Genomic DNA, 24,670 nt, shown 5'->3' on the forward strand with positions numbered 1-24,670 from the left:
TCACGCTTTGTCTCGGATGATTCACTTTTACCCCCTCAATCCGCGTATGTGCCAGTTGGGGGTGCGGAATGTGGGTTATCAGAGAGTCTAGAATTGCAGATTTAGAGCAAGCTTTTGGTCAATATACTCTTTACTATGCAAACCTCAACATTTGACCGTATTTTAGACGAGATCGAAACATTGTCTATAGACGAACAAACTGCTTTACTTGTCATCATGCACCGGAGGCTTAGCGATCGCCGTCGCACCGAAATTGCTGCTAATATTGCACAAGGAAAACAAGACTATCAATCTGGCAAGGTGTTTCGAGGTACAGTTAATGAAGCGATCGCGGAGCTAAAAGTTATCAGATGAACTTAAGAAATGTCCTACTATCCTAGGACTTAATGTTGCACACTAAGCAGCCTGAGCATTTGCATTTGAGTCACTCTCCAAAACATCCGGTGCTGTCAAAATGTTTTGAAGTTGCTGCACAACTTGAGTTTCATCTTGGTATAACATAACTACGTGATCTCTTGCTCTTGTTATTGCTGTATAAAGTCCTGCTTTTTCTTGAAAATTTTTATCGGGATCTGATAATTCTTCCACTTGGTCAACGCCAGCAATAATAACGGCATCAAACTCAACTCCTTTCAGCGCATTCCAAGAATCGACTATTACCAAAGGTCGGTTTACAAGGTTATTACCTCGGTCTGGAGAACCCTTTGGAGCGTGATGGGGAACACCCAATTCTCCCAGGCATCTACTAATTTCTGATTTAAAGAATCTTGACTCTTGTGGATGCAATAAAACTCCGATTGAAGATACTGGATGACTGCTCAATGCCAGTTTAACCTGTTTAGCTATATTATCTGGAGACATATCACTTTTTACAAGCATTGGCTTAATAGATGAACTGCGAGAAGACTTTTTGAGTGGTTCGACAATACTACCGATATTAGAACCTGAACGTTTACTTGTCTTCATATTAGCACTAGCTAAATAAGGACATATAAACTGCCAAGCTAATTCTATAATTTCTGGCGCGTTTCTATAGTTTATATCAAATATTTGCGAACGACGTGGAGGAATATCAAATCCAAGACTCTTCCAAGTCCACTCTCGCTTTCTTCGATGTGGCTGACCGTAAACTGACTGAGTGTTATCATAGACAAAAAAGATAGAGTTTGTGTCGGGATCTACAGCAGATAACATCGCCATAAACCATTCATCATAAAAATCTTGAGCTTCATCAATTAGAATTGCTTTATAACGCTTTTTGGGGTTGGCATTATAATATGTTTTAACTAGATCAATAATTTGCTGCCGCTTTTCAGGAATTTCATCCCAATTGTAATCGTATCCAATGCGATAAGCCCAACTATGAAAAGTTCGACTCTCTACTTTTAAACTCAAGCCTTTTTCTTTTATTATTGAATCAATCCATCCATTCATGAAGCGGTTGTAGCACAATACCAAAATATCGTTATATCCTGCCTCGATTAGTTTTTCAATACGATTCCGCAACACTAATGACTTGCCAGAACCTGCAACGCCTCTAACTAAAGCATGACCTTCAAGCTTGGTGTTTCTAGCTTTAGTCTGTTGTTCGTCTAAATCTTGGCTATTTAAACGCTGGTTAAAAGATTGCTCGAAGTTAATCCACTGTTCCACAATCTTTCTCCTTATATTCTTTTTGTCGAGTGTTCTTTATTCAAATCAGCTTACCAATACGACCCGATCTGTGTCAGTGAGAAAAAGTGACAAAAAGTGATAAAAAGTAAGGACTTTCCCCAAATCGCCCTAAAATCTATTCTCAGGTAGATGCCGCTAGAGTTAAACTCTTCTAATCAACCCTCACAACCCAACTTCCTTGGCCTACGACAACACCTGCAAATATCTAGCCGAAAAATTCCCCGCCGCCTTCGTCCACTGGCTACTACCAATAGACGAGCCCACCACTGTTCAGGTACTCAAAACCGAGCTAATTCAAGAACCCATCCGAGCCGATTCTCTCGTATTCCTGCAAACGGATAACCAAATCCTACATCTGGAATTTGAAACCAGACCCTACTCCGACCCGCCGATCGCCTTCAGAATGCTAGACTACTACGTCAGGCTGAAACGGCAATACTCCTGTTCCATCAATCAAGTAGTAATCTTTTTGCAGCAAACAGCCTCAGAACAAGTTTTTGTATCCGAGTACACAGACGTGAACACCCGACACGGATATCGAGTTATTCGCCTCTGGGAGCAAGACCCCGCTTTACTGCTGTCCGTCCCCGGCTTGCTCCCACTGGCGACACTATCCCAAACCAACTCGCCACGAACTTTGTTAGAGCAAATAGCTACTCAGATTGCTACAATAGAAGAACCTACCCAACAAGCGGATTTACTCGCTTGTACCCAAGTGCTCGCAGGTTTGAGATTTGAAAAAGACTTAATCAGACAACTATTTAGGAAGGAAACTATGCGCGGTTCTGTGATTTACCAAGAAATTCGCGAAGATGGCCTCCTTGAAGGAAGACAACTAGGCCTCCTTGAAGGAAGGAAAGATGAGGCGCTGTCGTTCCTCACTCGCCAGTTGACTCGACGCATCGGTGCGATCGCATCTGAAACCCGCGAACAAATTCAGACTTTATCCGTAGAAGAATTAGAGGATTTAGGAGAGGCGCTTTTGGACTTTTCAGAAGCCTCAGATTTAACCAATTGGTTGAATGAACATCAGCCTTAATTCCTAAGATATAGCCTCTTATATTAATTTAATGGGTCGTTGCACATATCTCGATCCCCCTAAATCCCCCTTAAGAAGGGGGACTTTGAGAAGAGTCTTGTCCCCCCATTGTAGGGGCGGTGCGACCCCTACTCCCCGTGCCCGCCCTCTTTAGGGGGGATCGGATTCTATACAGCATCATAAAAAAATGGTATTATTGTCAAAACTTCACCAAATATATACTTTAAGGAAACTTAAGCCATGACCGTTGATGAAGCAATCGCGATCGCAGAAACTCTCCTCGATGGCGAAGGCTTAAACGACGTGCAAGAGCTCATCTTCAGACAATGCTGGGAAGGCAGACATTCCTATGAAGAAATTTCTCAACTCTCTCAATATAATGATGAATACATAAAAGCGCTGGCAGCTAAACTCTGGAAACAACTCTCAGAGGCTTTTGATGAAAAGGTAAAAAAAAATAATTTACGCTCGGTTTTTAAACGATACTTGCGACGACATCAAGTGACATTACATCGAACTCAAGTTATCGGAGTTAACCTCAGCGGTGCTAACTTAAGCGGAGCCAGAATATTATTCGCAAACTTAAGTGAATCTGATTCATCAGCAGATTTACACGGTGCAATTATATCTGATAATAAGACGGCATCAGATGAAATTATCAAGGCTGAAGACGCGCATAACCAGGGAATTTTGTCTAGCACAAAAGAACGGATTTATCACTGGAACGATCTGCGCTTTCGCTGCGAAGAAGAAGTAAAAATAGCCGAAGCCCTCGATCGCACAAACACCCTATTCTTCCCCAACTCCAAAGCCCGCCTCACCACACCCGCAGGCCGACAAAACCAAGAACCAGATTTCCTCATATTCCACCAAGGCAAATGGGGTATTCTGGAAATATGGCATCCCGACACAGAAAAAGATGAAACGCGCGATCGCCTGTTTGCATCTCACGGTATCAGCATCATCCACTATTGCGACGCTAACAGATGCACAGAAGAACCCGATCGCATTGTCCAAGAGTTTTTAGACATATTGAGTCAGGGATAGGGCGAGTGGTTTTTTCATAAGGGCGATCGCATAGGGGCCCCGAAACCGGGTTTTTTACGATAAGACGCGTTGTATCCCGCAGATTCGGTAAAAAACCCGGTTTCTTTGCTTGGAGTGCGTCAGTCCATAAGGGCGATCGCACTCCGTAACAAAGTAGATTTTGCCTTGACAAATTACTCGATTTGTGATAGGCACGAGTGGTAGAAATTTTTAAGGGCGATCGGACTTTACGCCAACCAGCTCAACCACACTTCCCAGAGGCTAAAGCAGCCGCCGCCAGTCGCTCCATACCAGCTCGAACAATCACTGCTAAGTCACTCAGTGGCATACATTGAATTTTCTTCAGCAGCTCGTTGGTATTAACAGGTTCCGGCATTGGCTTGCCTTCGAGATGAGCCATTAACTCTTCCATCGTAAAGCCCGCTCTTGCCGCAATCTGAGTCAAATTTTTCGTATCCGGGAGCACCTGTCCTTTCTCCCAATACTGAACAGCAGACCCAGAGACTCCCAATAGCCTACCAAAAGCGCTAAAACTCATGGAGCCACGCGCTAGCTTCACAACTTCGCTCAGTTTTTTCTTAGCTTCTGCGTCCACAGTATCAGCCACCAGATAACCACAATTCCTAGTTTACAGATAAATCTGCCTAATACTCATTCCCCAGCAGCCTCAGCCGACGCAGCGAATCTCTCCGCGACAGCTTTACCAATTAGCGCCACCTGACTCAGAGGCAAAAACTGAATTTTTTTGACAATATCTTGAATATCTAACGGATCTGACACTGGCTTCCCATCCAAAAATCTCAGAAGTTCTTCCAGCGAATAACCAGCTCTCGCTGCGAGCTTACCCAAGTTTTCCGTTTCTGGAACAGTATCGCCCCTTTCCCAAAGCTGAACAGCAGTAGCAGAAACGCCCAAAAGCTTGCCAAAGGCTCGCTGACTCATTGTCCCGCGAGCTGTTTTGATAATTTCACTAAGTTTTTGTCTATTTTGGATGTTCACGACTCGAAGGTTACTCAACCGTATCTACCAGTCTACTTACGAAGTGATACATCAACTATATTTCCCAGACGACTCAGCCGCCGCCGCGAGTCTATCCATCACGGCTCTACCAACCACGGCTAACTCACTAATTGGTATACATTGAATTTTTTTCAGCAGATCGTTAGTATCTACCGGTTCACGCATGGGTTTGCCTTCCAGATGAGCGAGCAGCTCTTCAAGTGTAAACCCCGCCCTCACAGCAATCTGAGCCAAATTTTCTGTATCTGGGATGCTCTGACCTTTTTCCCACAACTGAACCGCAGTCGCAGAGACGCCCAGAAGCTTGCCGAATGCCCGCTGACTCATCGAACCGCGAGCTAGTTTGACAATCTCGATCAATTTTTTCTTAGCTTCTGCGTTCACAACTGCCGTCACTACTTAATCCCACATAACTCAGTTTACTTCCCAACTCCTAAATTTTCCACTTGCAATTCATAATTACACTTGACACAGGAAAGGATTGCAAGTAAACTAATAATTACAACTTAAGTTTTGATAGACCCAAGGAGTCGCTAAACAAATGGTTCTGAGCGAGGAACCCAACATAAGGGGACAGCCCGATCGAACTTTGAAACCGAAGACCGACATCAGGGAAAGTAAAAATGACCAAGAGACGCAATCTAAAAACTCACAAGCCCAGCCGCACCCGTCAAAGCCTCACAGCCTCGGGTTGGCTAAAACCCCAATGCTGGCAAATCTCCAAAATGGAAGCAGCCGAAGCCCTGAGAATGCCGGTCAACCGCATAGTGAAAGTCTACCCCAAACAACATCAAGTAATAGTTGTTTACCTGAACAAGAAAGGACAAAAATGCAGTTCCTTTTTCAGCTACAGACTATTTGCCAGATGGCAACAAGAGGCGATCGCAGCAATTGCCAGTTGTCGAAACCAGCAAATCCTAGCACCCCTAGAAGTCATTGTACAATACGACCTCGAACATTTCAAATATCCAGTGGCGATCGCCGATGCAATTTGGGAAGCCCTACTCAACCAGATCTCCCGCGTAACAAGGGAACTGAGGCTCAGCAAACAATGCGCCTAGTCCCCCATCACTCCATCAATTAGTAGAAGCAGCCAACTCAGCCAAACGTTCCTGCTGATCCTGAGAAATGCAAGTCTGAATAATCCCCTCAATATCACCTTCCAAAACACTATTGAGCGAGAAATTCTCCCCCAAACGGTGGTCGGTAGCCCGATTGTCCTTATAGTTGTACGTGCGAATCTTCTCCGATCGCGAACCAGTACCAACCTGAGCCAAACGCCGCGACTTCACCTCATCCTGCTGCTCCCGCAACTTCATCTCATAGAGCTTAGCCCGCAAAATCTGCATCGCCCGCTCCTTATTCTGCAACTGACTGCGCTCCTCAGTACAGAAAATCCGAATTCCCGTCGGCTTGTGAAACAAATCCGCAGCAGTTTCCACCTTGTTCACGTTTTGACCGCCAGCGCCGCCCGATCGAGCCGTGCTCATCTCAATATCCTTCGGATCGATGTGAATCTCCACATCATCAACCTCCGGCATCACAGCCACCGTCGCCGTCGAAGTATGCACCCGGCCGCCCGCCTCAGTCACAGGCACTCGCTGCACCCGGTGTACTCCCGCCTCAAACTTCAGCTTGCTGTAAACGCTGTCGCCTGTAATTTCCAGAATTACCTCTTTAAAGCCACCCATTTCCGCCAGCGACTCGCTCACCAACTTCACCACCCAGCCTTGAGTTTGAGCGTAGCGCGAATAGAGTCGCAGCAAATCTCCAGCCCAAATACTAGCCTCATCACCGCCAGTACCCGCCCGAATTTCCAGCATAATATTCTTGTCATCGTTCGGGTCGCGGGGGAGCAGCAAAACCTTCAAACGACTTTCCAAATTCTCCAGCTTCACCTCAAGTTCCTGAACTTCCAGCGCAGCCATTTCTTGCATATCTCGATCGCCCGCGGCTTCCTTGAGAACCTGTCGCGCGCCCACCAAATCTTCCTGAGTGGTTTTCCACAAAGCAAAAGTATCGACCACTTCCTCCAAGGACGATCGAGCTTTCGCTACCCGTTGAAACTCTTGATTGTCTCTAGCCACATCCGGGTCAGCCATGCGGCGAGTCAACTCATTAAAAGTTTGCTCTACCGACTTCAATTTATCCAGCAAATAAGATTCAGCCATTGTCAGTTGTCCTTTGTCAATCGATTTTAGATTTTAGATTTTAGATTTTAGATTTTAGATTTGAAGAACAGTTGGGATAGAATCTCGCTCAAACTCCACTCGATAGAACTCAACTGCCTGCATAGCGAAGTCTTCAATCTAAAATCTAAAATCCGAGGGCGGTAAGTTGCCAGTAGAAAGAACTACTCTCAACAAACTGCGGACAAATGACAATCCGGCTACTTCTTCTTTTTGCCTTTACCAGCAGCCTTAGAAGCATCTGCTTTGGGATCTTCCATTTTCAGCGGTCCAGATGAAGCATCTGCCTTCGGCATTTCTACCTCGGTCATGCCGTATTTCCGCATAAAGCGTTCCACACGACCTTCTGTATCAATAATCTTCTGAGTGCCAGTATAAAAAGGATGATTTCCCGACCAAACATCAACTTGAAGCTTTGGTCTAGTCGAACCAACCGTCATCACGTGTTCCCCGTTGCAATAAACCTGAGCTTCGGGATACCACTCAGGGTGAATGCCTTCTTTTGCCATTGTTTTTTACTCTCTAATTTTTGACTTTACAACCATTTTAGCTGCCGCAGGACTTGTACACCAACAACAGCAGGAATTTTGCCTTATATCTATTGGAACCAGGAATCAGGAATCGGAAATAAACTTCAAAAAAAGGCAGATAAAATCTGGATAGATAATTTTTGCCTTTTCTTTCTTCCTTCTTCCTTCTTCCTTCTTCCGTCAATCCGAACTTCCGTTACATCCGTTACATCCGTTAAAAAATCCGTTGCCGAACTTCCATTACATCCGTTACATCCGTTACACAATCGGCTGCCGAACCTCGATTACCGCTTCGAGTATTGAGGAGCTTTGCGAGCTTTCCGCAAACCGTACTTTTTCCGTTCTTTTGCCCGCGGGTCGCGAGTCAAATAGCCCTCAGTCTTGAGAGGCTTGCGGTTGTCCGGGTCTAATTGGCAAAGTGCTCTAGCGACACCCAAGCGAATCGAGTCAGCTTGGCCTGTCAAGCCACCGCCTTCAACTTTCACCAAAATGTCATACTCATTTTCCAGACCCAAAGTTTCCAGAGGGGCCTTAGCGAGCGCCAAATAAGTTGGGTTGAATTGCAGGTACAAATCCCCTTCTTTACCGTTGACAGTCAATATGCCAGTGCCGGGAACCAAGCGCACCCGCGCTACTGAACACTTGCGGCGGCCGGTACCCCAGTACACAGCGCGGCCGGTATCTGTTGCTTGCATTACTCATTTCCTCCCGGAATCGTGTGAACAATTAATTCTTCTGGTTTTTGAGCTTGGTGCGGGTGGTTTGGGCCAGCGTACACCTTGAGTTTAGTAAACAGTTGTCGGCCCAGAGAAGTGTGAGGCAGCATTCCCCGTATAGCTTCTTCGACAATTCTTTCGGGCAAACGTGCTTGCAATTTGGCAAAAGTTTCTGTTTTCATGCCGCCCGGTCTTCCAGAATGGCGGCGGTAGATTTTCTGGGTGCGTTTTTTGCCAGTAACAGCGATTTTGTCCGCATTGATGACTATTACGAAGTCGCCGGTATCCATAGAAGGAGTGTAAGTCGGTTTGTGTTTCCCCCGGAGGTACATGGCAACTTCAGTTGCCAGACGGCCGAGTCGCTGGTCGGCGGCATCGACCACGTACCACTTGTGCTCTAGGGAGTCTTGAGTAGGGACGTAAGTTTTGTTCATTGTTTGTTGTTAGTTGTCTATTAACTGTTAACTGTTGTTAGTTGTCAGTTGTCAGTTGTCAGTTGTCAGTTTTTAATTGTTAGTTGTCCTTAGTTTTTTATTAGTAGTTACCTAATGACTAATGACTAATGACTAATGACTAATGACTAATGACTAATTTTGGCTGGGTGTCGTACCAGACCTCTGGGGGAAAGGGAAATTCACAATAGCCAACCCGCAGCAGGCACAAACCTTGAGCGGGAGCGGCATATTTTACCATTTCTCGGCGTTCGTTGACCCAGATATCTGTGAAATTGTCGATCGGCCTTTCCCCGCGACCCACCTGCACCAGCAACCCCACCAGCAGCCGCATCATCCCGTATAGAAACCCACTCGCCTGAACCTCAATATAGATAAGAGGCCCAGAACGCTGACACTCGGCCGCTTGTACGTCCACCCAGGAATGGGGGCGGGCAGACCCCGCGCGGTGGAAAGCAGCCAGGTGATGCCGCCCGATGAGCGGTGTCAATGCTGTCTGAATCAAAGATTCATCCACAGGGGCGTGGTAGCAGTGCCAAGCAAAAGGACGCACAAACAAATTAGGGGTCGGATCTGTATAAAGGGTGTAGCGATAGCGCCGCCAACTGGCTGAGAACCGAGCGTGCCAGGTAGGTTCCACCTTTGCCGAAGCTCGAATTAAAATATCTTTTGCCAGTCGAGAGTTGAGAACGCTTGCCCAGCGGTGAGCCGGAATGGGGCCGCAGGCATCAAAATGCGCTACTTGAGCAGCGGCGTGAACTCCCGCATCGGTTCTCCCGGCAGCGTGCAGCGTTACCGGGCGTTCCAGAACAGTCGATATTGCTGTTTCAATTTCTTCTTGTACTGTACGCTGGTTCGGCTGTCGCTGCCAACCGTGAAAGTTAGTGCCGAGGTATTGGATCACCAGAGCAACGCGCTGTATCGATTGGGGATTTTCGATTGGGGATTTTCGATTGTCAGTCATAAATCACAAATCTCCAACCCAAAATTGAATTAAACCAGTTCAACGATCGCCATTTCGGAATTGTCTCCTTGGCGGGGGACAGTTCGTACTACGCGGGTGTAGCCCCCGTTGCGCGAGCCGTACCGTTCTTGGGCTGCTTCAAACAAGGCGTGTACTAACTGTTTGTCGTAGATAAAGCCCATAGCTTGCCGGCGAGCGGCCAAGGAGCCATCTTTTGCCAGGGTAATCATTCTGTCCGCCTCTGGGCGCAGCGCTTTGGCGCGGGCGAGAGTGGTAGTAATTTTACCGTGGCGGATTAATTCGGTGGTCAGCGAGCGCAGCAGGGCGCGGCGCTGGTCAGCCGGTTTGTTGAGTTGGGGGACGCGACAGCGGTGACGCATAGCAGTTGGTAATTGGTAATTGGTAATTGGGCGCCGGGATAGTCCGCGAGTTTTGAGCGGTGATTTCTTTAACTGAAAAACTCACCTACTTAAAATTCAGAACTTTTTTACCCGTTACCCGTTGATTAACTTTTAGCTGATTTTTCCTGTGGCAAGGTAATGCCCAAGCGTTTTTGTAAAGCTTCAATCACTTCTTCTGCGGACTTCTGCCCGAAATTTTTGATCTCGAGCAAGTCTTCTTGGGTATAATCCAATAAGTCTGCGACTGAGTTGATCTGAGCCCGCTTGAGACAGTTGTAAGCCCGGACGGACAACTGCAATTCTTCGATCGGAATTTGGCTAGTAGGATCGGCTTCACCTGGATACTCTGGTTTGAGAGAATCTTGGGTGATGTCTTTGAGAGGTGCAAATAAATCTACCAGGATGTTGGCCGATTGACTCAGAGCTTCTTGAGGAGTCACGCTGCCATCAGTCCAGATTTCCATAATCAGCCGATCTTTCTCGACCGTCCCGCCTACGCGAGCATCTTCAACGCTGTAGTTGACTCTGCGAATCGGCATAAAGATGGCGTCAATTTGGAGAAAATCCAAAGCCGACCCATCATCCCGACTGCGGTCTACTGCTCGGTATCCGATGCCTTTTTCAATTCTGAATTCCATTTCCAGAACTGAGCCTGGGGAGAGAGTTGCAATGTACTGCGATTTATCGATCAATTCCACCTCAGACGGCAAATCGAATCGATCGGCCGTTACTGTTACAGGCCCCTCAATCCGCAACCTGCCGATTTGCGGCTGCTGAGAATGAGTTTTGAGGACGACCTCTTTCATGTTCAGGAGAATTTCTAGAACATCCTCACGTACCCCTTCGATCGTGGCAAACTCGTGATTGACGCCCGCGATTCGGACTGAAGTTACTGCCGTTCCTTCCAAATTTGACAGCAGAACTCGCCGAAGCGCATTCCCAACAGTTGTTCCTTGACCGCGATCGAGCGGTTCCAGGACAAATTTTCCGTACTGACTGCGGTCTTTGTCAGTGTTAGACTCTATACATTCAATTTGAAACTGCGCCACGGAGTGACCTCCCTTTTCCACTTTGGATTTTTGATTTTGGATTTTAGATTGCAGAGCATACCCCTGAACGGATTTCGGATTTTGGATGGACGGGGCAACAGTTAGAACCATTAGTTTTTGACTTTAAGCAGTTAGCCATTATCCAAAATCTAAAATCTAAAATCTCAAATCGTTTTAGACTCTACGCCGCTTGGGAGGGCGACAGCCGTTGTGAGGAATTGGGGTAACATCTCTAATCAGGGTGATTTCCAGTCCCGCCCCTTGCAGCGCCCGGATTGCAGTTTCTCTACCTGCTCCTGGCCCGCTCACCATTACTTCTATTTGGCGCATTCCTTGGTCGTTGGCTCTGCGGGCAGCACTTTCTGCTGCTGTTTGAGCGGCAAAGGGAGTTCCCTTCTTAGCTCCTTTAAAACCGCTGGAACCTGCCGATGCCCAGGATATCACTTCGCCGTTGAGGTCGGTAATAGTTACAATCGTGTTGTTAAAGGTAGACTGGATGTAGCCTACCCCATTGGGTACATTCCGTTTCTGCTTTTTTGCACCAGATTTCTTGCCTGTTTGTGGTCGCGCCATATTAGTCTCTTTAACGTTTCTCTCAACTAATGTCCCGAAGCGCTAGGAGCCAGCAGCCCCCAGCGTATTTTTCCCAAAAAGATGTTACTTCTTGGAAGGTGCCTTTTTCTTGCCCGCAACTGTTCGGCGGACGCCACGACGGGTTCTGGCGTTGGTACGGGTTCGTTGTCCCCGCACCGGCAGACCCAAACGGTGACGCCGACCGCGATAAGTTCCGATGTCCATCAGGCGCTTGATGTTCATTGACTCCCAGCGCCGGAGGTCTCCTTCGATTTGGTATGTGGTTTCTACATGAGCCCGCAGAGCTGTCACGTCGGCCTCTGTTAAATCCTTGACGCGAGTGTCAGGATTTACGCCTGTTGCAGCGATAATTTTTTGGGCCCGCGACAAGCCTATTCCGTAAATGTATGTCAGACCTATTTCGACGCGCTTATCGCGTGGAAGGTCTACCCCGGCAATCCGTGCCACACTTTTTGTCTCCCTAGTTTTCCTGTTTGGCTACAATGTTCAATTAGGATGCACCTGCGTGCAGTGCCCAATCTTCCTTTTTTTCTAACCTTGGCGTTGTTTGTGTTTCGGGTTAGTGCATATCACCATCACTCGACCGCGACGGCGGATGACGCGACATTTCTCACAAATTTTTTTGACAGATGCTCGAACTTTCATCTTTCTTCCTGCCTGGAGAACCCCGCTCTACCGGAGAGCAGGCACGCTGGGACTGCCCGTAGAGCGGTGGGAGGAGAGGCTGGGCAAGGTGTAGACCTCTCCTCGATTAAATTGTATAAAGTGCGGGTTGTTTCATGAAGGAGCCCGCTTGCACCCACTCCCATTGCTGGGTAAAGTTCGCCTGCGCCAGAGTGTTGGCGAGCGATACTTTTACGGTGTAACAATGACTTAACCCGGTACACCGGTGGGTTGTTGACGCCCTTCTCGGCAACACTACAAACGTAGCATTATAGCATAAATTTGAAGCTTTTTACCAAATTCTCTCTAAATTAAACTTAGAATTAGTTTTTAGAAAGTTTTATCTAAGCCTATTTTTTCCGAAGGCGATAAGTAATCCTGCCTTTGGTCAAGTCATAGGGAGTCAATTCGACTTTGACGCGATCGCCAGGCAGAATTTTGATGTAGTTGCGGCGGATCTTGCCGGAAATGTGAGCCAGCACGTTAAACCCATTATCTAGGTCAACGCGAAACATCGCATTGGGCAGGGATTCCGTCACTGTCCCTTCCATTTCAATTAAATCTTGCTTAGACAATTTGGTATTTACCTCAACTCTACATTTGATTAACTAGGAGTGTCCCGGCGTGAGCCTCAAAACCTATTTACTGGTAGGAGTCCAACGGGAACGGGGGGCAATAATTAGGGCGACTCGATCGACTTCTTGACTCAACCAACCGCTCGCTTTAGCTTTACTTGAGTAAAGTTGTGGCAATTAGTATCGAGTTCAATCCGGTCTCTAGCAACCCTCACAAAACCTGATAGCACAAAAAGCTCCTAGTTAACATATCTTAGCAAAAGCTTGTGAGTAACAAGCTGTATTGAGAGGGTTCAAGAGTCGATCGAGAGAGATTGTTGCAGTTCTGCGGTGACTAATTCCATTGCTCGATCGCCATCAACCGCAACTAACTGTTGACGGCCGCTGTAAAAATCAATCAAAGGCTCAGTTTGCTCGCGATAAACTTGCAACCGACGGCGGATCGTCTCCTCATTGTCATCCTGCCGGCCCCGCGACAGCAGGCGAGACACCAAAATGTCGTCAGGCACGTCGAGATTAACAGCTTTGAGACCACATTTTGGGTTCGATGTACTCCCCTCGGCACCGCTAAGCTCCTGCAGCAGTTTGTCTAAAAAAGTTGCCTGGGCAACAGTGCGGGGAAAGCCGTCGAGAATCCAGCCCGCATTAGCGTCCGGTTCATTCAAGCGTTCCTGCACGATATCCATCAGCAATTGGTCGGGAACCAACTCACCCCTGTCCATGTAGGCTTGCGCCTTTAGACCCAAGGCCGTTTTCGCCACCACGCAGGCGCGCAGGATTTCGCCCGTAGAAATGTGGGGTATTTTCCAGAGAGCGCCTAATATCTGAGCCTGAGTTCCCTTTCCCGCCCCTGGAGGCCCCATGAAAATAAATTGCATTGCGATTACTTCACCATTCCTTCATATCGCTGGGAGATGACGTAAGTTTGAATTTGCTTAGCAGTTTCGATCGCCACACCTACTAGAATCAGTAGGGAAGTTGCGCCAAAACCTCTAAAAGTTTGCACACCGATCGCGCTTTCTACAGCAGTTGGTACAATGGCCACCAGACCGAGAAAAATCGCTCCCAAGAAAGTCAAACGGTTCAAAACCTTCTCCACATAATCACTCGTTTTCTGACCCGGACGAATTCCAGGAATGCTGGCGCCCATTTTCTTCAAGTTCTGAGACATATCTACGGGGTTGACAATCAACGAAGCGTAGAAATAGCTGAAGAACAGAATCAAAGTCAGATAAAACAGCGCGTAAGCCCAAGGCGCCGGCCCGTTCGGACTCAAAACATTAGCAACTTGAACCAAAAACGGGTTATTGAGAGACTGAGCGAGGAAAGAAGGCACAATCAACACCGAAGATGCAAAAATAATCGGCATCACTCCGCCTTGATTCAAGCGCAGGGGCAGATAACTCCGGCTCTCCCGATAAACTTTGCGGCCGACTTGGCGGCGGGCCGAAATAATCGGAATGCGGCGAGTACCTTCCTGAACAAAAACAATCCCGACAATCGTCACCAAAAAGACCAGCAGCAGAACGACTACACGGCCGACAACTTGCGTGTCCCCACTTTGAGCCAATTCAAAAGTTTGTCCCAAAGAGCGCGGCAATACCGACACAATATTGATAAAAATCAGCAGCGAGGCTCCGTTCCCGATACCTCGTTCCGTCACCACTTCCGATATCCACATTACAAACATTGAGCCGGCCGTCAGAGCCAAAGCAGTTTGTGCTATGAATAAAGGCGATGGAGATTGAGCAAAAGGGCTGACCCAAATCGCAATGCCAATACTTTGCAGAATTGCCCAGCCCAAAGAAACGTAGCGAGTAATTTGAGAAATCTTGCGCCGCCCTGCTTCCCCTTCATTTTTCTGCAAGTCTTCTAAGCTTGGCAGAGCCGCCGTTAGAAGTTGCACAATAATTGAAGCATTAATGTAGGGCAAAATCCCCAGCGCGAAAATCCCCAAAGCTGACAAGCCGCCTCCTGAGAACAAATCCAAAAAGCCAATTAAAGGGCTATTTTGGACGTTTTGGGCAAAGGCGACTCGATCGATGCCGGGGACTGGCAAGTGGACACCCAGGCGTACTAAAATCAGTAAGCCAAGGGTTACGAGGATGCGGCCTCGTAAACCAGCAGCTTGAGCCATCTGCATGAACGTCTCTTGTGCAGTTGGTGCTTTTTCTCTACTAACGTCCATAGTTACGATTTTGGATTTTAGATTTGGGATTTTCGACTAAATCATTTTCTGATAGCAAGAAGAGAGGATTTGAGATTTGGACATACTCTCAAACCTCAAATCTTCACGCAACTAATTCGCAACTTCCGCCTGCCGCTTCAATTTTGGTGCGAGCACCTGCGGTAAAAGCCGAGGCGCGCACTTGCAGAGGCACATTCAGTTCGCCATCTCCTAATATTTTCAGCGGCCCGTTGTCAGTATTGACAATTTTCGCTTGCATCAAAGAGGTGAGAGTAACTTCTGTGTTTGCTGGCAGCGATGCTAATTTACTTACATTAATGGTAGTGTACTCTTTCCGGTTCACTAGAGGGAAGCTTTTCAACTTGGGGAGACGGCGGTAGAGAGGATTTTGACCTCCTTCAAAACCGGGTCTAGTGCCGCTACCGGCTCTAGATTTTTGACCGCGCATCCCTTTGCCGGAGCTCGCGCCTTGACCGGCAGAAATACCTCTGCCCAAGCGTCGGGGGCGCTTTTGGGAGCCTGCTTTGGGTCGGGCGTCTTGCAATCTCATAGTTTTAGTAATTGGTAATTGGTAATTGGTATTTAGAGAGCGGGTACGCAGTAGTTTTGAGTGCGTGAGTTTTAAGTTGCGGATTTTTTTATTTTCACCGCAAGCACTTAACACTCAAAACTTACAGTTTCCCATTCTCGCGTGTCCTAACCGTAGAGATTTTCTACTGGAATTCCGCGCTCTTGAGCAACTTCGGACAAGGTGCGGAGGGTGGAGAGGGCATTGACTGCGGCTCGGGCGTTGTTTAAGGGATTTCCAGAACCTAGCTGTTTGGCTAAGATGTTGCGGACTCCTGCTAGTTCGAGAACAGTTCGCACTGCTCCCCCTGCAATTACCCCGGTTCCGGGAGCTGCCGGCCGCATCATCACTTTAGCTCCGCCACCGTCACCGTTGATGGGGTGAGGGATGGAGTTAGATTTGGTGAGGGGGACTTCAATTAGGTGCTTTTTGCCGTCAGCGACGCCTTTTTTAACGGCACCGATTACGTCGCTAGCTTTGCCGACTCCTACTCCAACTTGACCGCGTTCGTTGCCGATAATGACTATGGCGCGGAAGCTGAGTTTTTTACCACCTTTGACTACTTTGGTAACGCGCCGAATCTGAACAACCCGTTCTTGCCATTCGGATTCTTTTTCGCGCCCTTTGTTGTTGCTGCTGCTTTTTTTCTTGTTGCGCTGTTCTTTTTGTTCTGCCATAGTTTTGTCCTGTGGGAATTAGTAATTGGTGAAAGGCGATCGGCAATTGGTAATTGTTTGAGTAAAAAGTAAAAATAGAAGAAATCTGGATTTTGCCTTTTCACTTTCAACTTTTGACTTTTTACTTTTTAATTACTCATTACCCGCTACCCATTACCCCCTCTAGAAGTCTAACCCCGCTTCGCGAGCTGCTTCTGCGAGGGCTTTGACACGACCGTGATAGAGGTTGCCCCCGCGATCGAATACGACTTTGACTATGCCAGCGCTGGAACAGCGTTTGGCAATCAACTGACCGACTTGCACGCTCGCGGAGCAGTTGCCGCCAGAACTGAGAGTAGACTTCAATTCTGGGTCGAGGGTTGACGCGGCGGCCAAAGTGTGCTGGGCGGTGTCGTCGATTACTTGAGCGTAGATGTGCTGATCCGATCGAAATACCGCTAGTCTGGGACGTTCGGCGGTGCCGAACACCTTGCGCCGAACGCGGCGGTGTCTGCGCTGGACTGATTCTTTGCGAGTAAGCTTCATGGTTACTTCTTACCTGTTTTGCCTGTTTTACCAGCTTTGCGCCGGACAACTTCGCCGCTGTAGCGAATGCCTTTGCCCTTATAGACTTCGGGCGGACGCACCGCGCGGATGCGGGCTGCTGTATTGCCTACGAGTTCTTTGTCAATGCCGGAGACAATGACGTTGGTGTTGCCTTCAACTGCCATTGTGATGCCTTCTGGAGGGGGCATTTCCACCGGCTTGCTGTAACCGACGTTTAAAATCAGGTTCCGTCCTTGAACCTGTGCCCGATAACCTGTGCCGATAATTTCGAGACGCCGCTGAAAACCTTGGGATACACCTTCGACCATGTTGGCGACTAGGGTGCGGCACAAGCCGTGCAGTTGTCTGGCGACGCGAGATTCGTCTCGGCGGGTAACGAGTAAAGTCTCGCCTTCAATTCCCATGAGGATTTCGGCTGGGATAACTCGGGAAAGTTCACCTTTAGGGCCTTTGACGGCTACTTTTTGACCGTCTAGGGTGACGGTGACTTTCGTGGGGATGCTAATCGGACGCTTGCCAATTCGCGACATAGTTTTTTGTCCTTTGTTTTTAGTTATTAGTCCTTGATTATTAGTGCTTAGTTATTAGTCCTTAGTGATTGATTTTTGAGTCTGTTGCCAACGACCAGTGACTAATGACTAATGACTAATGACTACCAAACATAACAAAGCACTTCACCGCCCAAACCTTGGCGTCGAGCTTCTCTATCCGTCATAATGCCGCTGGAGGTAGAAATAATGGCTATGCCAATTCCGCCTAACACTCTGGGCAATTCTTTACGGTTCGAGTAAACGCGCAGTCCTGGTTTGCTGACTCGCTTAAGTGCCGTGATAATGGGCTTGCGAGTTTTACCTTTGTACTTTAGAGAAAGCACTAAATGTCGCTTGACCCCTTCTGCTTCTGCTTCTTCAAATTCGCCGATGAAGCCTTCACTTTTGAGGACTTGGGCGATGCTGCGGGTCATTTTTGTAGCTGGAATTTGCGTTGTTTGGTGGCGCGCCATGCAAGAATTGCGAATGCGCGTCAACATATCTGCTATGGTATCGTTAGCTGCCATCTTTTGCTTCTTACTCTAGTGCTTAGTTGTCCCGGAACGGCATTCCCATTTCTTTAAGCAAGGCGCGTCCTTCTTCGTCGGTGTTTGCTGTGGTGATAATTGAAATGTCCATGCCTCGAATTTGATCGATGCGGTCATATTCTATTTCTGGAAAAATTAGCTGTTCTCTCAGACCCAAGCTGTAGTTACCGCGCCCGTCGAAGCTTTTGGGGCTGATGCCGCGGAAGTCGCGGATTCGGGGGAGTGCGAGGTTGATCAGCCGATCGAGAAAATCGTACATCCGATCGCCACGCAGCGTCACCATAACGCCGACGGGTACTCCTTTGCGGATTTTGAAGCCTGCGATCGCTTTTTTCGCCCGCGTCACCACTGGTTTTTGCCCGGTGATGATCCCGATCTCGTTGATCGACGAATCGAGTGCCTTAGCGTTTTGAGATGCTTCTCCCAAACCGCGGTTCACTGTGACTTTGACGAGTTTGGGAACCTGATGGATATTAGTATATTTAAACTGATCCATCAGTGTGGGAACGATTTTTCCTTGATAAAGAACCTTGAGTTTGTCCGGCATAGTTTTTGTGTTTCGTTAACTGTCCCTGGGCTTGGTCAGGGAATTGGTTTTTGTCAGTTGTCAGTTGTTAGTTGGCCGTTGTCAGTTGTCTGTTGACTGTTGACTGTTGACTGTTGACTGTTGACTGATGACTGTTGACTGTTGACTGATGACTGAGGACTAATGACTAATGACTAATTATCGAGGATTTCTCCGGTTTTTTTGAGCTGTCGCAGTTTCCGACCGTCTTCGCTAAATGTATAGCAAACGCGGCTAGCTATTTTTTCTTTTTCGGAATAGTGCATGACATTTGAGCTGTGAATGGGAGCCTCAAACGTGAGTATTTTCCCGGACTCTCCCTCTTGCTGGGGCTTGACGTGCTTTGTTCTGATGTTTACACCTTTAACAATTACTTTGCTGACTTTAGGATATGTCTTTAAGATTTCTCCGACTTTTCCTTTCTCTTTGCCAGTAATTATTTGCACGGTGTCGCCTGCTTTGACGTGCATTCTGTAGCGCCGCAGTTCGCTAGTTGGTTTACCCTTTTTTCCGTACATTTTAAAGTACCTCCGGGGCTAAGGAAACGATTTTAGTAAAGTTTTTGTCGCGCAGTTCGCGGGCTACCGGGCCGAAGACGCGAGTGCCTTTGGGGTTGCCGTCTACGTTGATAATAACGGCGGCGTTATCGTCAAAACGAATGCTCATGCCACTGTCGCGGCGCAAACCTTTGCGGGTTCTGACAATGACAGCCCGAACGACATCTGATTTTTTGACGGCCATATTGGGGATGGCGTCTTTGACGACGGCAATGATGACATCGCCGACTCCGCCGTAGCGACGGTTGCCGCCTCCCAATACGCGGATGCACATCAGTTTGCGGGCTCCGCTATTGTCGGCGACATTGAGGTATGTCTGGGGTTGAATCATGGTGATTGTTGACTGTTAACTGTTGACTGTTAACTGTTGACTGTTAACTGTTGACTGTTGACGGCTAATTGATTAATCAAGTACCGATCGGGCGGGCGCGAGATCGCAATTAACTGTTAGCCGTTTTTTGTCCCGAAAATCTCAGCAACCGTCCAACGTTTGGTTTTGCTCAGTGGTCGAGTTTCAGTGATGCGGACACGATCGCCCGATTTGCACTGATTTTCTTCGTCATGAGCTTTGTAGCGCTTTGTGCGGACTACGATTTTGCCGTATTTGGTGTGGGAGGAGCGGTTTTCGATTGCTACCACGACGGTTTTATCCATCTTGTCGCTGACTACTACGCCAACTCGTTCTTTAATTGCCATAGCTACCTATTTTTGTTGTGCAATTGACTTGTTTTTAGCTACTGTGCGATCGTCGGCTCGGCTGCTTCTGACTCTTGGCTGACTGCTGCGGTTGCAGCAGGCTGTGCTACCTGTTTAGCTGCGGCTGATTTTGCTGCTGCTTCTTTCTCAGCAACGATTTGGCGCTCGCGTTCAACTGTCATCAATTGAGCTAGGCGGTGTTTGGCGTGCTTGAACAGGTGAGGCTTTTCCATGCGGCCGGTAGCTTGCTGGAGCCGCAATTCCATTAGTTGGCGCTTGACGGCTAAAATTTGCTCTGCTACTGCGGCATCGCTTAATTCTCTAGCTTCTTTAATCTTGGTCAAAGACATAATTGTGTGCTTTCTCGTTAGCGAGCGGTATGACAGAAGACAGAATTGTCTCGCTTGGCTGAAGGTCGAAGGAAAGAAAAGTTATGAAAGCCAGATTTTAAAATGCTGTAGCCGTTTAAAATGCTGATTAATACAGACCTAATTCTACCTTCGCTCTTCGCTATGACTGGTCTTCTTCGCGAGTGATGAACTTGGTTTTAATTGGTAATTTGAAAGATGCCAAACGCATTGCTTCGCGGGCAGTTTCTTCACTTACGCCGCCAATTTCAAACATTACCCGGCCCGGTTTGACCACGGCAACCCAAAACTCAGGTGAGCCTTTACCAGAACCCATCCGGGTTTCTGCTGCGCGCTGGGTGACTGGTTTGTCGGGAAAAATGCGAATCCAGATTTTGCCACCCCGGCGGATATAACGGGTCATGGCGCGCCGTCCGGCTTCTATTTGGCGGGAAGTGATCCAGGCGGGTTCGACGGCTTGGAGCGCGAAGTCGCCAAAGCTAACTGTGTTGCCGCGGGTGGCAACACCGCTCATTCGCCCGCGCTGTTGTTTGCGGAATTTGGTTCTTTTAGGGCTTAACATGGCGAAAGGGAGTTGGGTAATTGGTAATTGGTAATTGGTAATTGGTGATTGCTAATTGCTAATTGGTTTGGAACAACTGACAATTAACAAGTGACAACTAACAGTTAACAATTAGCTAGCCTTCGTTCGATCGATCTTCAAAGTTCTGGCGGCGGCGCTTTTGTTTAGTGCGGGGCACTGCTGCATTTGGTGCAGCCTCTTGTTCCTGTCCGGGAATAATTTCGCCTTTGAAAACCCAAACTTTAATGCCCAGAATACCGTAGATGGTTTGAGCAGTGCAGTAGGAGTAGTCGATGTCTGCCCGCAGCGTGTGCAAGGGGACTCTTCCTTCGCGCGTCCATTCGGTACGGGCGATTTCTGCGCCGTTGAGGCGTCCGCTGACTTGAATTTTGATGCCTTGGATGCCGACTTTTTGGGCGCGGGTGATTGCTTGGCGGACTACTCGGCGGAACGATACGCGCCGTTCTAGTTGCTGAGCGATGTATTCCGCGATCAGTGTGGCATCGGCATCTACTCGCTGGACTTCGACGACGTTGATGCGGATTTGGCGGTTGCTACCGAGTTGCTGCTGCAAACCGACGCGCAAAGTTTCGATGCCTGCTCCGCCGCGGCCGACGACAACGCCTGGTCTGGCTGTGAACACTTCTAGGTCAATTTGATCGGCTTTCCGCTCAATTCTGACAGAGGAAATCCCAGCATTGCTGAGGGTTTTACGAACGTACTTGCGAATTTTATAGTCTTCTTGCAAGAGTTCTGGATAGTTTTTGGGATCGGCAAACCAGCGAGAGCGGTGCTCTTGGGTAATGCCGAGGCGAAAACCAATTGGATGTATTTTTTGGCCCATAATAGTTGATGAGTTAATTGGTAATTGGTAATTGGTAATTGGTAATTGGTAATTTGTGATTACCCATTTTTTTCAACTTTAAGCTGTTTATTACCTCTTACGTTTTTCCCTGGTTTAGTTTTCTACGAGCGGAGCTACTACTACGGTAATGTGACAGGTTGGCTTGCGGATTTGGTAGGCGCGACCTTGAGCGCGGGGTCTAAAGCGTTTGAGGACTGGGCCTTGGTCTGCGTAAGCTTGAGACACTACTAGCTTGGATTTATCCAATCCTGCGTTGTGTTCGGCGTTTGCTACTGCCGATCGCAAAACTTTGACGATTGGTTCGCAGGCGCGGTAGGGCATGAATTCGAGTAAAATCAGCGCTTCTTGGTAGCTTTTGCCGCGAATTTGGTCGAGGACTCGGCGCACTTTGAAGGGGGATGTCCGGATGTAACGGGCGATCGCCTTAATTTCGGATGTGGTATCTATAGCCATTTCGATTTCGGTAATTGGTAATTGGTAATTGGGCAAAAGGTAATTGGTAATTGGTAATTTTTTTTCCGACTACCTATTACCTGTCACCTAATTCGGCTATCTTTTCGCCTTTTTATCACCACTTTTCGCGTGACCTCTAAAGGTGCGAGTGGGGGAAAATTCTCCGAGTTTGTGACCTACCATTTGGTCGGTGAGGTAGACGGGTACGTGCTGTCTGCCGTTGTGAACGGCGATCGTGTGACCTACCATTTGGGGCAGGATTGTGGAAGAGCGCGACCAAGTTTTAATTACTTGTTTTTGGCCGGCGGCGTTGAGTTTTTCGATTTTTGTCATCAGAGCATCTGCGACAAAGGGGCCTTTTTTTAGCGATCGAGACATGATTTTTTTAGTAATTCAGGAGTCATTAGTCAGAATTAAGCAGTCATTGGTCATCAGTCCTCAGTCATTAGTTAGCAGTTAATAACTAAGCACTGAAGACTGCTGACTGATTGACTAGCTTTGTCTGCCGCCCTTGCCGCGCTTGGAAGCTTTGCGGCGGCGCCGGACGATTAAAGCGTCGCTGCGCTTGTTTTTGCGTCGAGTTTTTGCACCCAAAGCTGGTTTACCCCAAGGAGTGACAGGCCCCGGACGTCCGATGGGAGCTCTGCCTTCGCCACCGCCGTGCGGGTGGTCTACCGGGTTCATGACGCTACCGCGAACGGTGGGTCTGCGACCTTTCCAGCGGGTGCGGCCTGCTTTGCCGAGGCTGATGTTTCTGGCGTCTGTGTTGCCTACTTGACCGATGGTGGCGTAGCAGTCGGCGCGGACTTTGCGCTGTTCGCCGGATGGCAGTTTGAGGGTGACGTAGCTACCTTCTTTTGCCATTAGCTGAGCGCTGGAGCCGGCGGAGCGAACGATTTGTCCGCCTTTTCCGGGTACTAGCTCGACGTTGTGGATGCTGGTACCGAGGGGAATGTTCTTCAGGGGGAGGGCGTTACCGATTTCGATCGGCGCGTCTGGGCCTGAGACAATTACTGTACCGACGTTTAAGTTGAGCGGGTGCAAGATGTACCGTTTTTCGCCGTCTTTGTAGAACAGGAGGGCGATGCGGGCGTTGCGATTGGGGTCGTATTCGATCGCCTTGACGGTAGCGGGAATGCTGTGTTTGTCGCGGCGGAAGTCGATGTCTCTATACAGCCGTTTGTGACCGCCTCCCCGGTGGCGACAGGTGATGACGCCTCGGTTGTTGCGGCCTTGTTTGGTGTGCTTATTGCTGGTTAGAGACTTTTCTGGCTCTGATCTGGTAATTTCAGCAAAGTCCGAGACGGTTTGTTCTCGGGTGCTGGAGGTATAAGGTCGGTAAGAACGGATGCCCATAATCGATCTATTTTAGATTTTGGATTTTGGATTTTGGATTTGACGTTTATCGATTTTAGATTTTAGGTTGAAGATTGGCGATCTTTGGTTAACTTACGAGTTTTCTGGTTCGAGAATTTCCACCAGTTAACCGCAATTTAAAATCTAAAATCTAAAATCTAAAATCCAAAATCGTCTAGACTTCTGGGAATAGGAGTTTGCGGATCGAGTCTCCGTCGGTCAGAGTTACGGTTGCTCGCTTGTAACAAGGTTTAAAGCCGACGAATTTGCCAACTCGACGCTTTTTGCGCGGCGGGTTTTGGGTGTTGACGCCGATGACTTTGACCTTAAATAGTTCTTCGATTGCAGCTTTGATTTGAGGCTTTGTCGCTTTGGGGGCTACGTCGAATGTGAATTGATTTAATTCCATCATTCGGGTAGCTTTCTCGGTGAGAATCGGACGCTGGATCAAATCTGCGTAGTCGCGGGGGTCGATTTTACTCACCGTAAATCTCCTGAATTTTAGCTATGGCTGTAGATGTGACGATAATTTTGTCAGCCGCGAGAACGTCGTAAACATTCAGGGATGTTGCCAAGATGACGTTTACTAATTCGATGTTGCGTCCGGATAAGTAGACGTTTGGTTGCGGTTCTGGCAAGATTAACAGAACTTTTGTATCGGGTTCGATGCCCCAGCGGGCGATCGCACTCAGCAATTCTTTGCTTTTCGGTCTCGGAAATTGCTCTGCAAATTCTTCAACCACAATGATGTCTTCGGTGCGACTTTGGAATGCTGTCCGCAAAGCGAGACGGCGTTCCTTTTTGTTCATTTTGACTTCAAAGTCTCTCGGTTTTGGCCCGAAGATGACACCGCCCCCCCGCCACAGCGGAGAACGGATAGAACCTGCTCTGGCTCGGCCGGTGCCTTTTTGACGCCAGGGTTTGCGGCCACCGCCTCTGACTTCCGATCGAGTTTTGGTGCAAGCATTTCCTTGACGGGCGTTATTCAGTTGCCGCGTCAATGCTCTGTGAACGATGTGAGACGCATTTTCTTCTTTGGCTACGCGCAGTTCTAAAGTTGTTTCTCCAACTTCTTCGCCTTGCCAATTTCGGACTACACAATTAACCATATCTTTTGTCCTTTGTCTGTTGTTAGTTGTCTGTTGTTTAGTTGTCTGTTGTCTGTTGTCTGTCGTCTGTTGTCTGTTCTCAGGTCTTAGTTTTCAGCTCTTAGTTTTCAGCTTTTAGTTCTTAGTTATTGCTTGCTACTAACGGCCAACCACTATCTACTGACTGCTG

At 48.0% G+C, this 24,670-nt stretch carries 38 protein-coding genes; 4 read left to right on the top strand and 34 right to left on the bottom strand.

The genetic code is table 11. From position 1 onward, the window contains the following. The first annotated feature begins 135 nt into the window (after positions 1-135). Positions 136-354: a hypothetical protein gene (locus QUB10_RS12920; RefSeq protein ID WP_333202650.1), complete on the top strand. Its 219-nt coding sequence runs from the start codon at positions 136-138 to the stop codon at positions 352-354. A gap of 42 nt (positions 355-396) precedes the next feature. On the opposite strand, the gene QUB10_RS12925 is transcribed toward QUB10_RS12920, so the two are convergent. Then, positions 397-1,653 (bottom strand): UvrD-helicase domain-containing protein, encoded by a 1,257-nt coding sequence (locus QUB10_RS12925; protein WP_333202652.1) that lies wholly within the window; start codon positions 1,651-1,653, stop codon positions 397-399. 199 nt (positions 1,654-1,852) lie between these two features. Between QUB10_RS12925 and QUB10_RS12930 the strand changes: the two genes are divergently transcribed. Beyond that, the gene (locus QUB10_RS12930) at positions 1,853-2,713 is read left to right on the top strand and encodes an Rpn family recombination-promoting nuclease/putative transposase (protein WP_333202654.1); all 861 of its coding nucleotides are present in this window, start codon (positions 1,853-1,855) and stop codon (positions 2,711-2,713) included. Positions 2,714-2,953: 240 nt separating this feature from the next. Continuing rightward, positions 2,954-3,760: a pentapeptide repeat-containing protein gene (locus QUB10_RS12935; RefSeq protein WP_333202656.1), complete on the top strand. Its 807-nt coding sequence runs from the start codon at positions 2,954-2,956 to the stop codon at positions 3,758-3,760. Between the two features lie 241 nt (positions 3,761-4,001). Here the strand turns inward: QUB10_RS12935 and QUB10_RS12940 are convergent, their stop codons facing one another. Genes QUB10_RS12940 through QUB10_RS12950 form a run of 3 tightly spaced genes read right to left on the bottom strand, consistent with a single transcriptional unit; the run spans position 4,002 to position 5,176 of the window. Beyond that, positions 4,002-4,367: a helix-turn-helix transcriptional regulator gene (locus tag QUB10_RS12940; protein ID WP_333202658.1), complete on the bottom strand. Its 366-nt coding sequence runs from the start codon at positions 4,365-4,367 to the stop codon at positions 4,002-4,004. 44 nt (positions 4,368-4,411) lie between these two features. Continuing rightward, positions 4,412-4,759: a helix-turn-helix transcriptional regulator gene (locus QUB10_RS12945; RefSeq protein WP_333181016.1), complete on the bottom strand. Its 348-nt coding sequence runs from the start codon at positions 4,757-4,759 to the stop codon at positions 4,412-4,414. 51 nt (positions 4,760-4,810) lie between these two features. Further along, a complete protein-coding gene (locus tag QUB10_RS12950) occupies positions 4,811-5,176 on the bottom strand; it encodes a helix-turn-helix domain-containing protein (protein WP_006634971.1) in 366 nt (121 codons plus the stop codon). A 227-nt stretch (positions 5,177-5,403) separates the two neighbouring features. Here QUB10_RS12950 and QUB10_RS12955 point away from each other — a divergent pair, with 227 nt between their 5' ends. Then, a complete protein-coding gene (locus QUB10_RS12955; protein WP_333202660.1) occupies positions 5,404-5,841 on the top strand; it encodes a hypothetical protein in 438 nt (145 codons plus the stop codon). A 15-nt stretch (positions 5,842-5,856) separates the two neighbouring features. Here the strand turns inward: QUB10_RS12955 and prfA are convergent, their stop codons facing one another. From prfA to rplD, 30 genes are all read right to left on the bottom strand, one after another. Then, entirely contained in the window at positions 5,857-6,951 is a 1,095-nt protein-coding gene (gene prfA, locus QUB10_RS12960; RefSeq protein WP_333202662.1) for a peptide chain release factor 1, read from the bottom strand. Between the two features lie 218 nt (positions 6,952-7,169). Then, positions 7,170-7,478 carry a 50S ribosomal protein L31 gene (rpmE, locus tag QUB10_RS12965; RefSeq protein ID WP_333202664.1) on the bottom strand — a complete coding sequence of 103 codons (309 nt, stop codon included), beginning with the start codon at positions 7,476-7,478 and terminating at the stop codon, positions 7,170-7,172. A gap of 305 nt (positions 7,479-7,783) precedes the next feature. After that, positions 7,784-8,194, bottom strand: coding sequence for a 30S ribosomal protein S9 (gene rpsI, locus QUB10_RS12970; protein ID WP_106147490.1), 411 nt, complete (start codon positions 8,192-8,194; stop codon positions 7,784-7,786). Further along, complete coding sequence (rplM, locus tag QUB10_RS12975; RefSeq protein ID WP_015178725.1) at positions 8,194-8,649, bottom strand: 50S ribosomal protein L13; 456 nt, start codon at positions 8,647-8,649, stop codon at positions 8,194-8,196. The genes rpsI and rplM overlap by 1 nt, the downstream gene beginning before the upstream one ends. A gap of 139 nt (positions 8,650-8,788) precedes the next feature. Next, positions 8,789-9,631, bottom strand: coding sequence for a tRNA pseudouridine(38-40) synthase TruA (gene truA / locus QUB10_RS12980; RefSeq protein WP_333202667.1), 843 nt, complete (start codon positions 9,629-9,631; stop codon positions 8,789-8,791). 29 nt (positions 9,632-9,660) lie between these two features. Beyond that, positions 9,661-10,011 (bottom strand): 50S ribosomal protein L17, encoded by a 351-nt coding sequence (gene rplQ, locus QUB10_RS12985; RefSeq protein ID WP_190657966.1) that lies wholly within the window; start codon positions 10,009-10,011, stop codon positions 9,661-9,663. Positions 10,012-10,136: 125 nt separating this feature from the next. Continuing rightward, positions 10,137-11,081, bottom strand: a complete 945-nt coding sequence (locus QUB10_RS12990) for a DNA-directed RNA polymerase subunit alpha (RefSeq protein WP_333202767.1) — start codon at positions 11,079-11,081, stop codon at positions 10,137-10,139. Positions 11,082-11,255: 174 nt separating this feature from the next. Continuing rightward, the gene (gene rpsK / locus QUB10_RS12995) at positions 11,256-11,654 is read right to left on the bottom strand and encodes a 30S ribosomal protein S11 (RefSeq protein WP_332978136.1); all 399 of its coding nucleotides are present in this window, start codon (positions 11,652-11,654) and stop codon (positions 11,256-11,258) included. A gap of 84 nt (positions 11,655-11,738) precedes the next feature. Then, positions 11,739-12,122: a 30S ribosomal protein S13 gene (gene rpsM / locus QUB10_RS13000; protein ID WP_006634981.1), complete on the bottom strand. Its 384-nt coding sequence runs from the start codon at positions 12,120-12,122 to the stop codon at positions 11,739-11,741. Positions 12,123-12,206: 84 nt separating this feature from the next. After that, positions 12,207-12,320, bottom strand: coding sequence for a 50S ribosomal protein L36 (gene rpmJ, locus QUB10_RS13005; RefSeq protein WP_015178722.1), 114 nt, complete (start codon positions 12,318-12,320; stop codon positions 12,207-12,209). A gap of 368 nt (positions 12,321-12,688) precedes the next feature. Then, positions 12,689-12,913 (bottom strand): translation initiation factor IF-1, encoded by a 225-nt coding sequence (infA, locus tag QUB10_RS13010; RefSeq protein WP_006276978.1) that lies wholly within the window; start codon positions 12,911-12,913, stop codon positions 12,689-12,691. Positions 12,914-13,206: 293 nt separating this feature from the next. Then, positions 13,207-13,791, bottom strand: a complete 585-nt coding sequence (locus tag QUB10_RS13015) for an adenylate kinase (RefSeq protein ID WP_333059810.1) — start codon at positions 13,789-13,791, stop codon at positions 13,207-13,209. Between the two features lie 5 nt (positions 13,792-13,796). Then, complete coding sequence (gene secY, locus QUB10_RS13020) at positions 13,797-15,101, bottom strand: preprotein translocase subunit SecY (protein ID WP_333074732.1); 1,305 nt, start codon at positions 15,099-15,101, stop codon at positions 13,797-13,799. A 103-nt stretch (positions 15,102-15,204) separates the two neighbouring features. Then, positions 15,205-15,651, bottom strand: a complete 447-nt coding sequence (rplO, locus tag QUB10_RS13025; RefSeq protein WP_333070037.1) for a 50S ribosomal protein L15 — start codon at positions 15,649-15,651, stop codon at positions 15,205-15,207. 146 nt (positions 15,652-15,797) lie between these two features. Beyond that, positions 15,798-16,346, bottom strand: a complete 549-nt coding sequence (gene rpsE / locus QUB10_RS13030) for a 30S ribosomal protein S5 (protein WP_190745441.1) — start codon at positions 16,344-16,346, stop codon at positions 15,798-15,800. Between the two features lie 162 nt (positions 16,347-16,508). Next, positions 16,509-16,871, bottom strand: coding sequence for a 50S ribosomal protein L18 (gene rplR, locus QUB10_RS13035; protein WP_333202670.1), 363 nt, complete (start codon positions 16,869-16,871; stop codon positions 16,509-16,511). Positions 16,872-16,873: 2 nt separating this feature from the next. Then, on the bottom strand, positions 16,874-17,422 hold the full coding sequence (gene rplF, locus QUB10_RS13040; RefSeq protein ID WP_333039622.1) for a 50S ribosomal protein L6: 549 nt from the start codon (positions 17,420-17,422) through the stop codon (positions 16,874-16,876). 122 nt (positions 17,423-17,544) lie between these two features. Continuing rightward, positions 17,545-17,949 (bottom strand): 30S ribosomal protein S8, encoded by a 405-nt coding sequence (gene rpsH / locus QUB10_RS13045; protein ID WP_190657976.1) that lies wholly within the window; start codon positions 17,947-17,949, stop codon positions 17,545-17,547. Between the two features lie 22 nt (positions 17,950-17,971). Then, complete coding sequence (gene rplE, locus QUB10_RS13050; RefSeq protein WP_006634989.1) at positions 17,972-18,517, bottom strand: 50S ribosomal protein L5; 546 nt, start codon at positions 18,515-18,517, stop codon at positions 17,972-17,974. Between the two features lie 173 nt (positions 18,518-18,690). Continuing rightward, positions 18,691-19,053 carry a 50S ribosomal protein L24 gene (gene rplX, locus QUB10_RS13055; protein WP_333202672.1) on the bottom strand — a complete coding sequence of 121 codons (363 nt, stop codon included), beginning with the start codon at positions 19,051-19,053 and terminating at the stop codon, positions 18,691-18,693. 1 nt (position 19,054) lies between these two features. Beyond that, positions 19,055-19,423 carry a 50S ribosomal protein L14 gene (gene rplN, locus QUB10_RS13060; RefSeq protein WP_006634991.1) on the bottom strand — a complete coding sequence of 123 codons (369 nt, stop codon included), beginning with the start codon at positions 19,421-19,423 and terminating at the stop codon, positions 19,055-19,057. A 116-nt stretch (positions 19,424-19,539) separates the two neighbouring features. Beyond that, on the bottom strand, positions 19,540-19,788 hold the full coding sequence (rpsQ, locus tag QUB10_RS13065; RefSeq protein ID WP_006634992.1) for a 30S ribosomal protein S17: 249 nt from the start codon (positions 19,786-19,788) through the stop codon (positions 19,540-19,542). 38 nt (positions 19,789-19,826) lie between these two features. Further along, positions 19,827-20,138: a 50S ribosomal protein L29 gene (rpmC, locus tag QUB10_RS13070; RefSeq protein WP_333101806.1), complete on the bottom strand. Its 312-nt coding sequence runs from the start codon at positions 20,136-20,138 to the stop codon at positions 19,827-19,829. Positions 20,139-20,298: 160 nt separating this feature from the next. Next, entirely contained in the window at positions 20,299-20,718 is a 420-nt protein-coding gene (gene rplP / locus QUB10_RS13075) for a 50S ribosomal protein L16 (protein ID WP_333057788.1), read from the bottom strand. A gap of 115 nt (positions 20,719-20,833) precedes the next feature. After that, entirely contained in the window at positions 20,834-21,562 is a 729-nt protein-coding gene (gene rpsC, locus QUB10_RS13080; RefSeq protein WP_242719701.1) for a 30S ribosomal protein S3, read from the bottom strand. 114 nt (positions 21,563-21,676) lie between these two features. Then, positions 21,677-22,036, bottom strand: a complete 360-nt coding sequence (gene rplV / locus QUB10_RS13085; RefSeq protein WP_190657986.1) for a 50S ribosomal protein L22 — start codon at positions 22,034-22,036, stop codon at positions 21,677-21,679. A 96-nt stretch (positions 22,037-22,132) separates the two neighbouring features. Beyond that, positions 22,133-22,414, bottom strand: coding sequence for a 30S ribosomal protein S19 (gene rpsS, locus QUB10_RS13090; RefSeq protein WP_006634997.1), 282 nt, complete (start codon positions 22,412-22,414; stop codon positions 22,133-22,135). 114 nt (positions 22,415-22,528) lie between these two features. Beyond that, positions 22,529-23,392, bottom strand: a complete 864-nt coding sequence (gene rplB / locus QUB10_RS13095; protein ID WP_333057787.1) for a 50S ribosomal protein L2 — start codon at positions 23,390-23,392, stop codon at positions 22,529-22,531. 175 nt (positions 23,393-23,567) lie between these two features. Beyond that, positions 23,568-23,876, bottom strand: coding sequence for a 50S ribosomal protein L23 (locus QUB10_RS13100; RefSeq protein WP_006634999.1), 309 nt, complete (start codon positions 23,874-23,876; stop codon positions 23,568-23,570). Further along, positions 23,869-24,501, bottom strand: a complete 633-nt coding sequence (gene rplD, locus QUB10_RS13105; RefSeq protein WP_190657994.1) for a 50S ribosomal protein L4 — start codon at positions 24,499-24,501, stop codon at positions 23,869-23,871. Before rplD ends, QUB10_RS13100 begins: the two co-directional genes overlap by 8 nt. Positions 24,502-24,670: the final 169 nt, after the last annotated feature.

Source organism: Microcoleus sp. B5-D4 (assembly GCF_036705145.1).
Lineage (GTDB): Bacteria > Cyanobacteriota > Cyanobacteriia > Cyanobacteriales > Microcoleaceae > Microcoleus.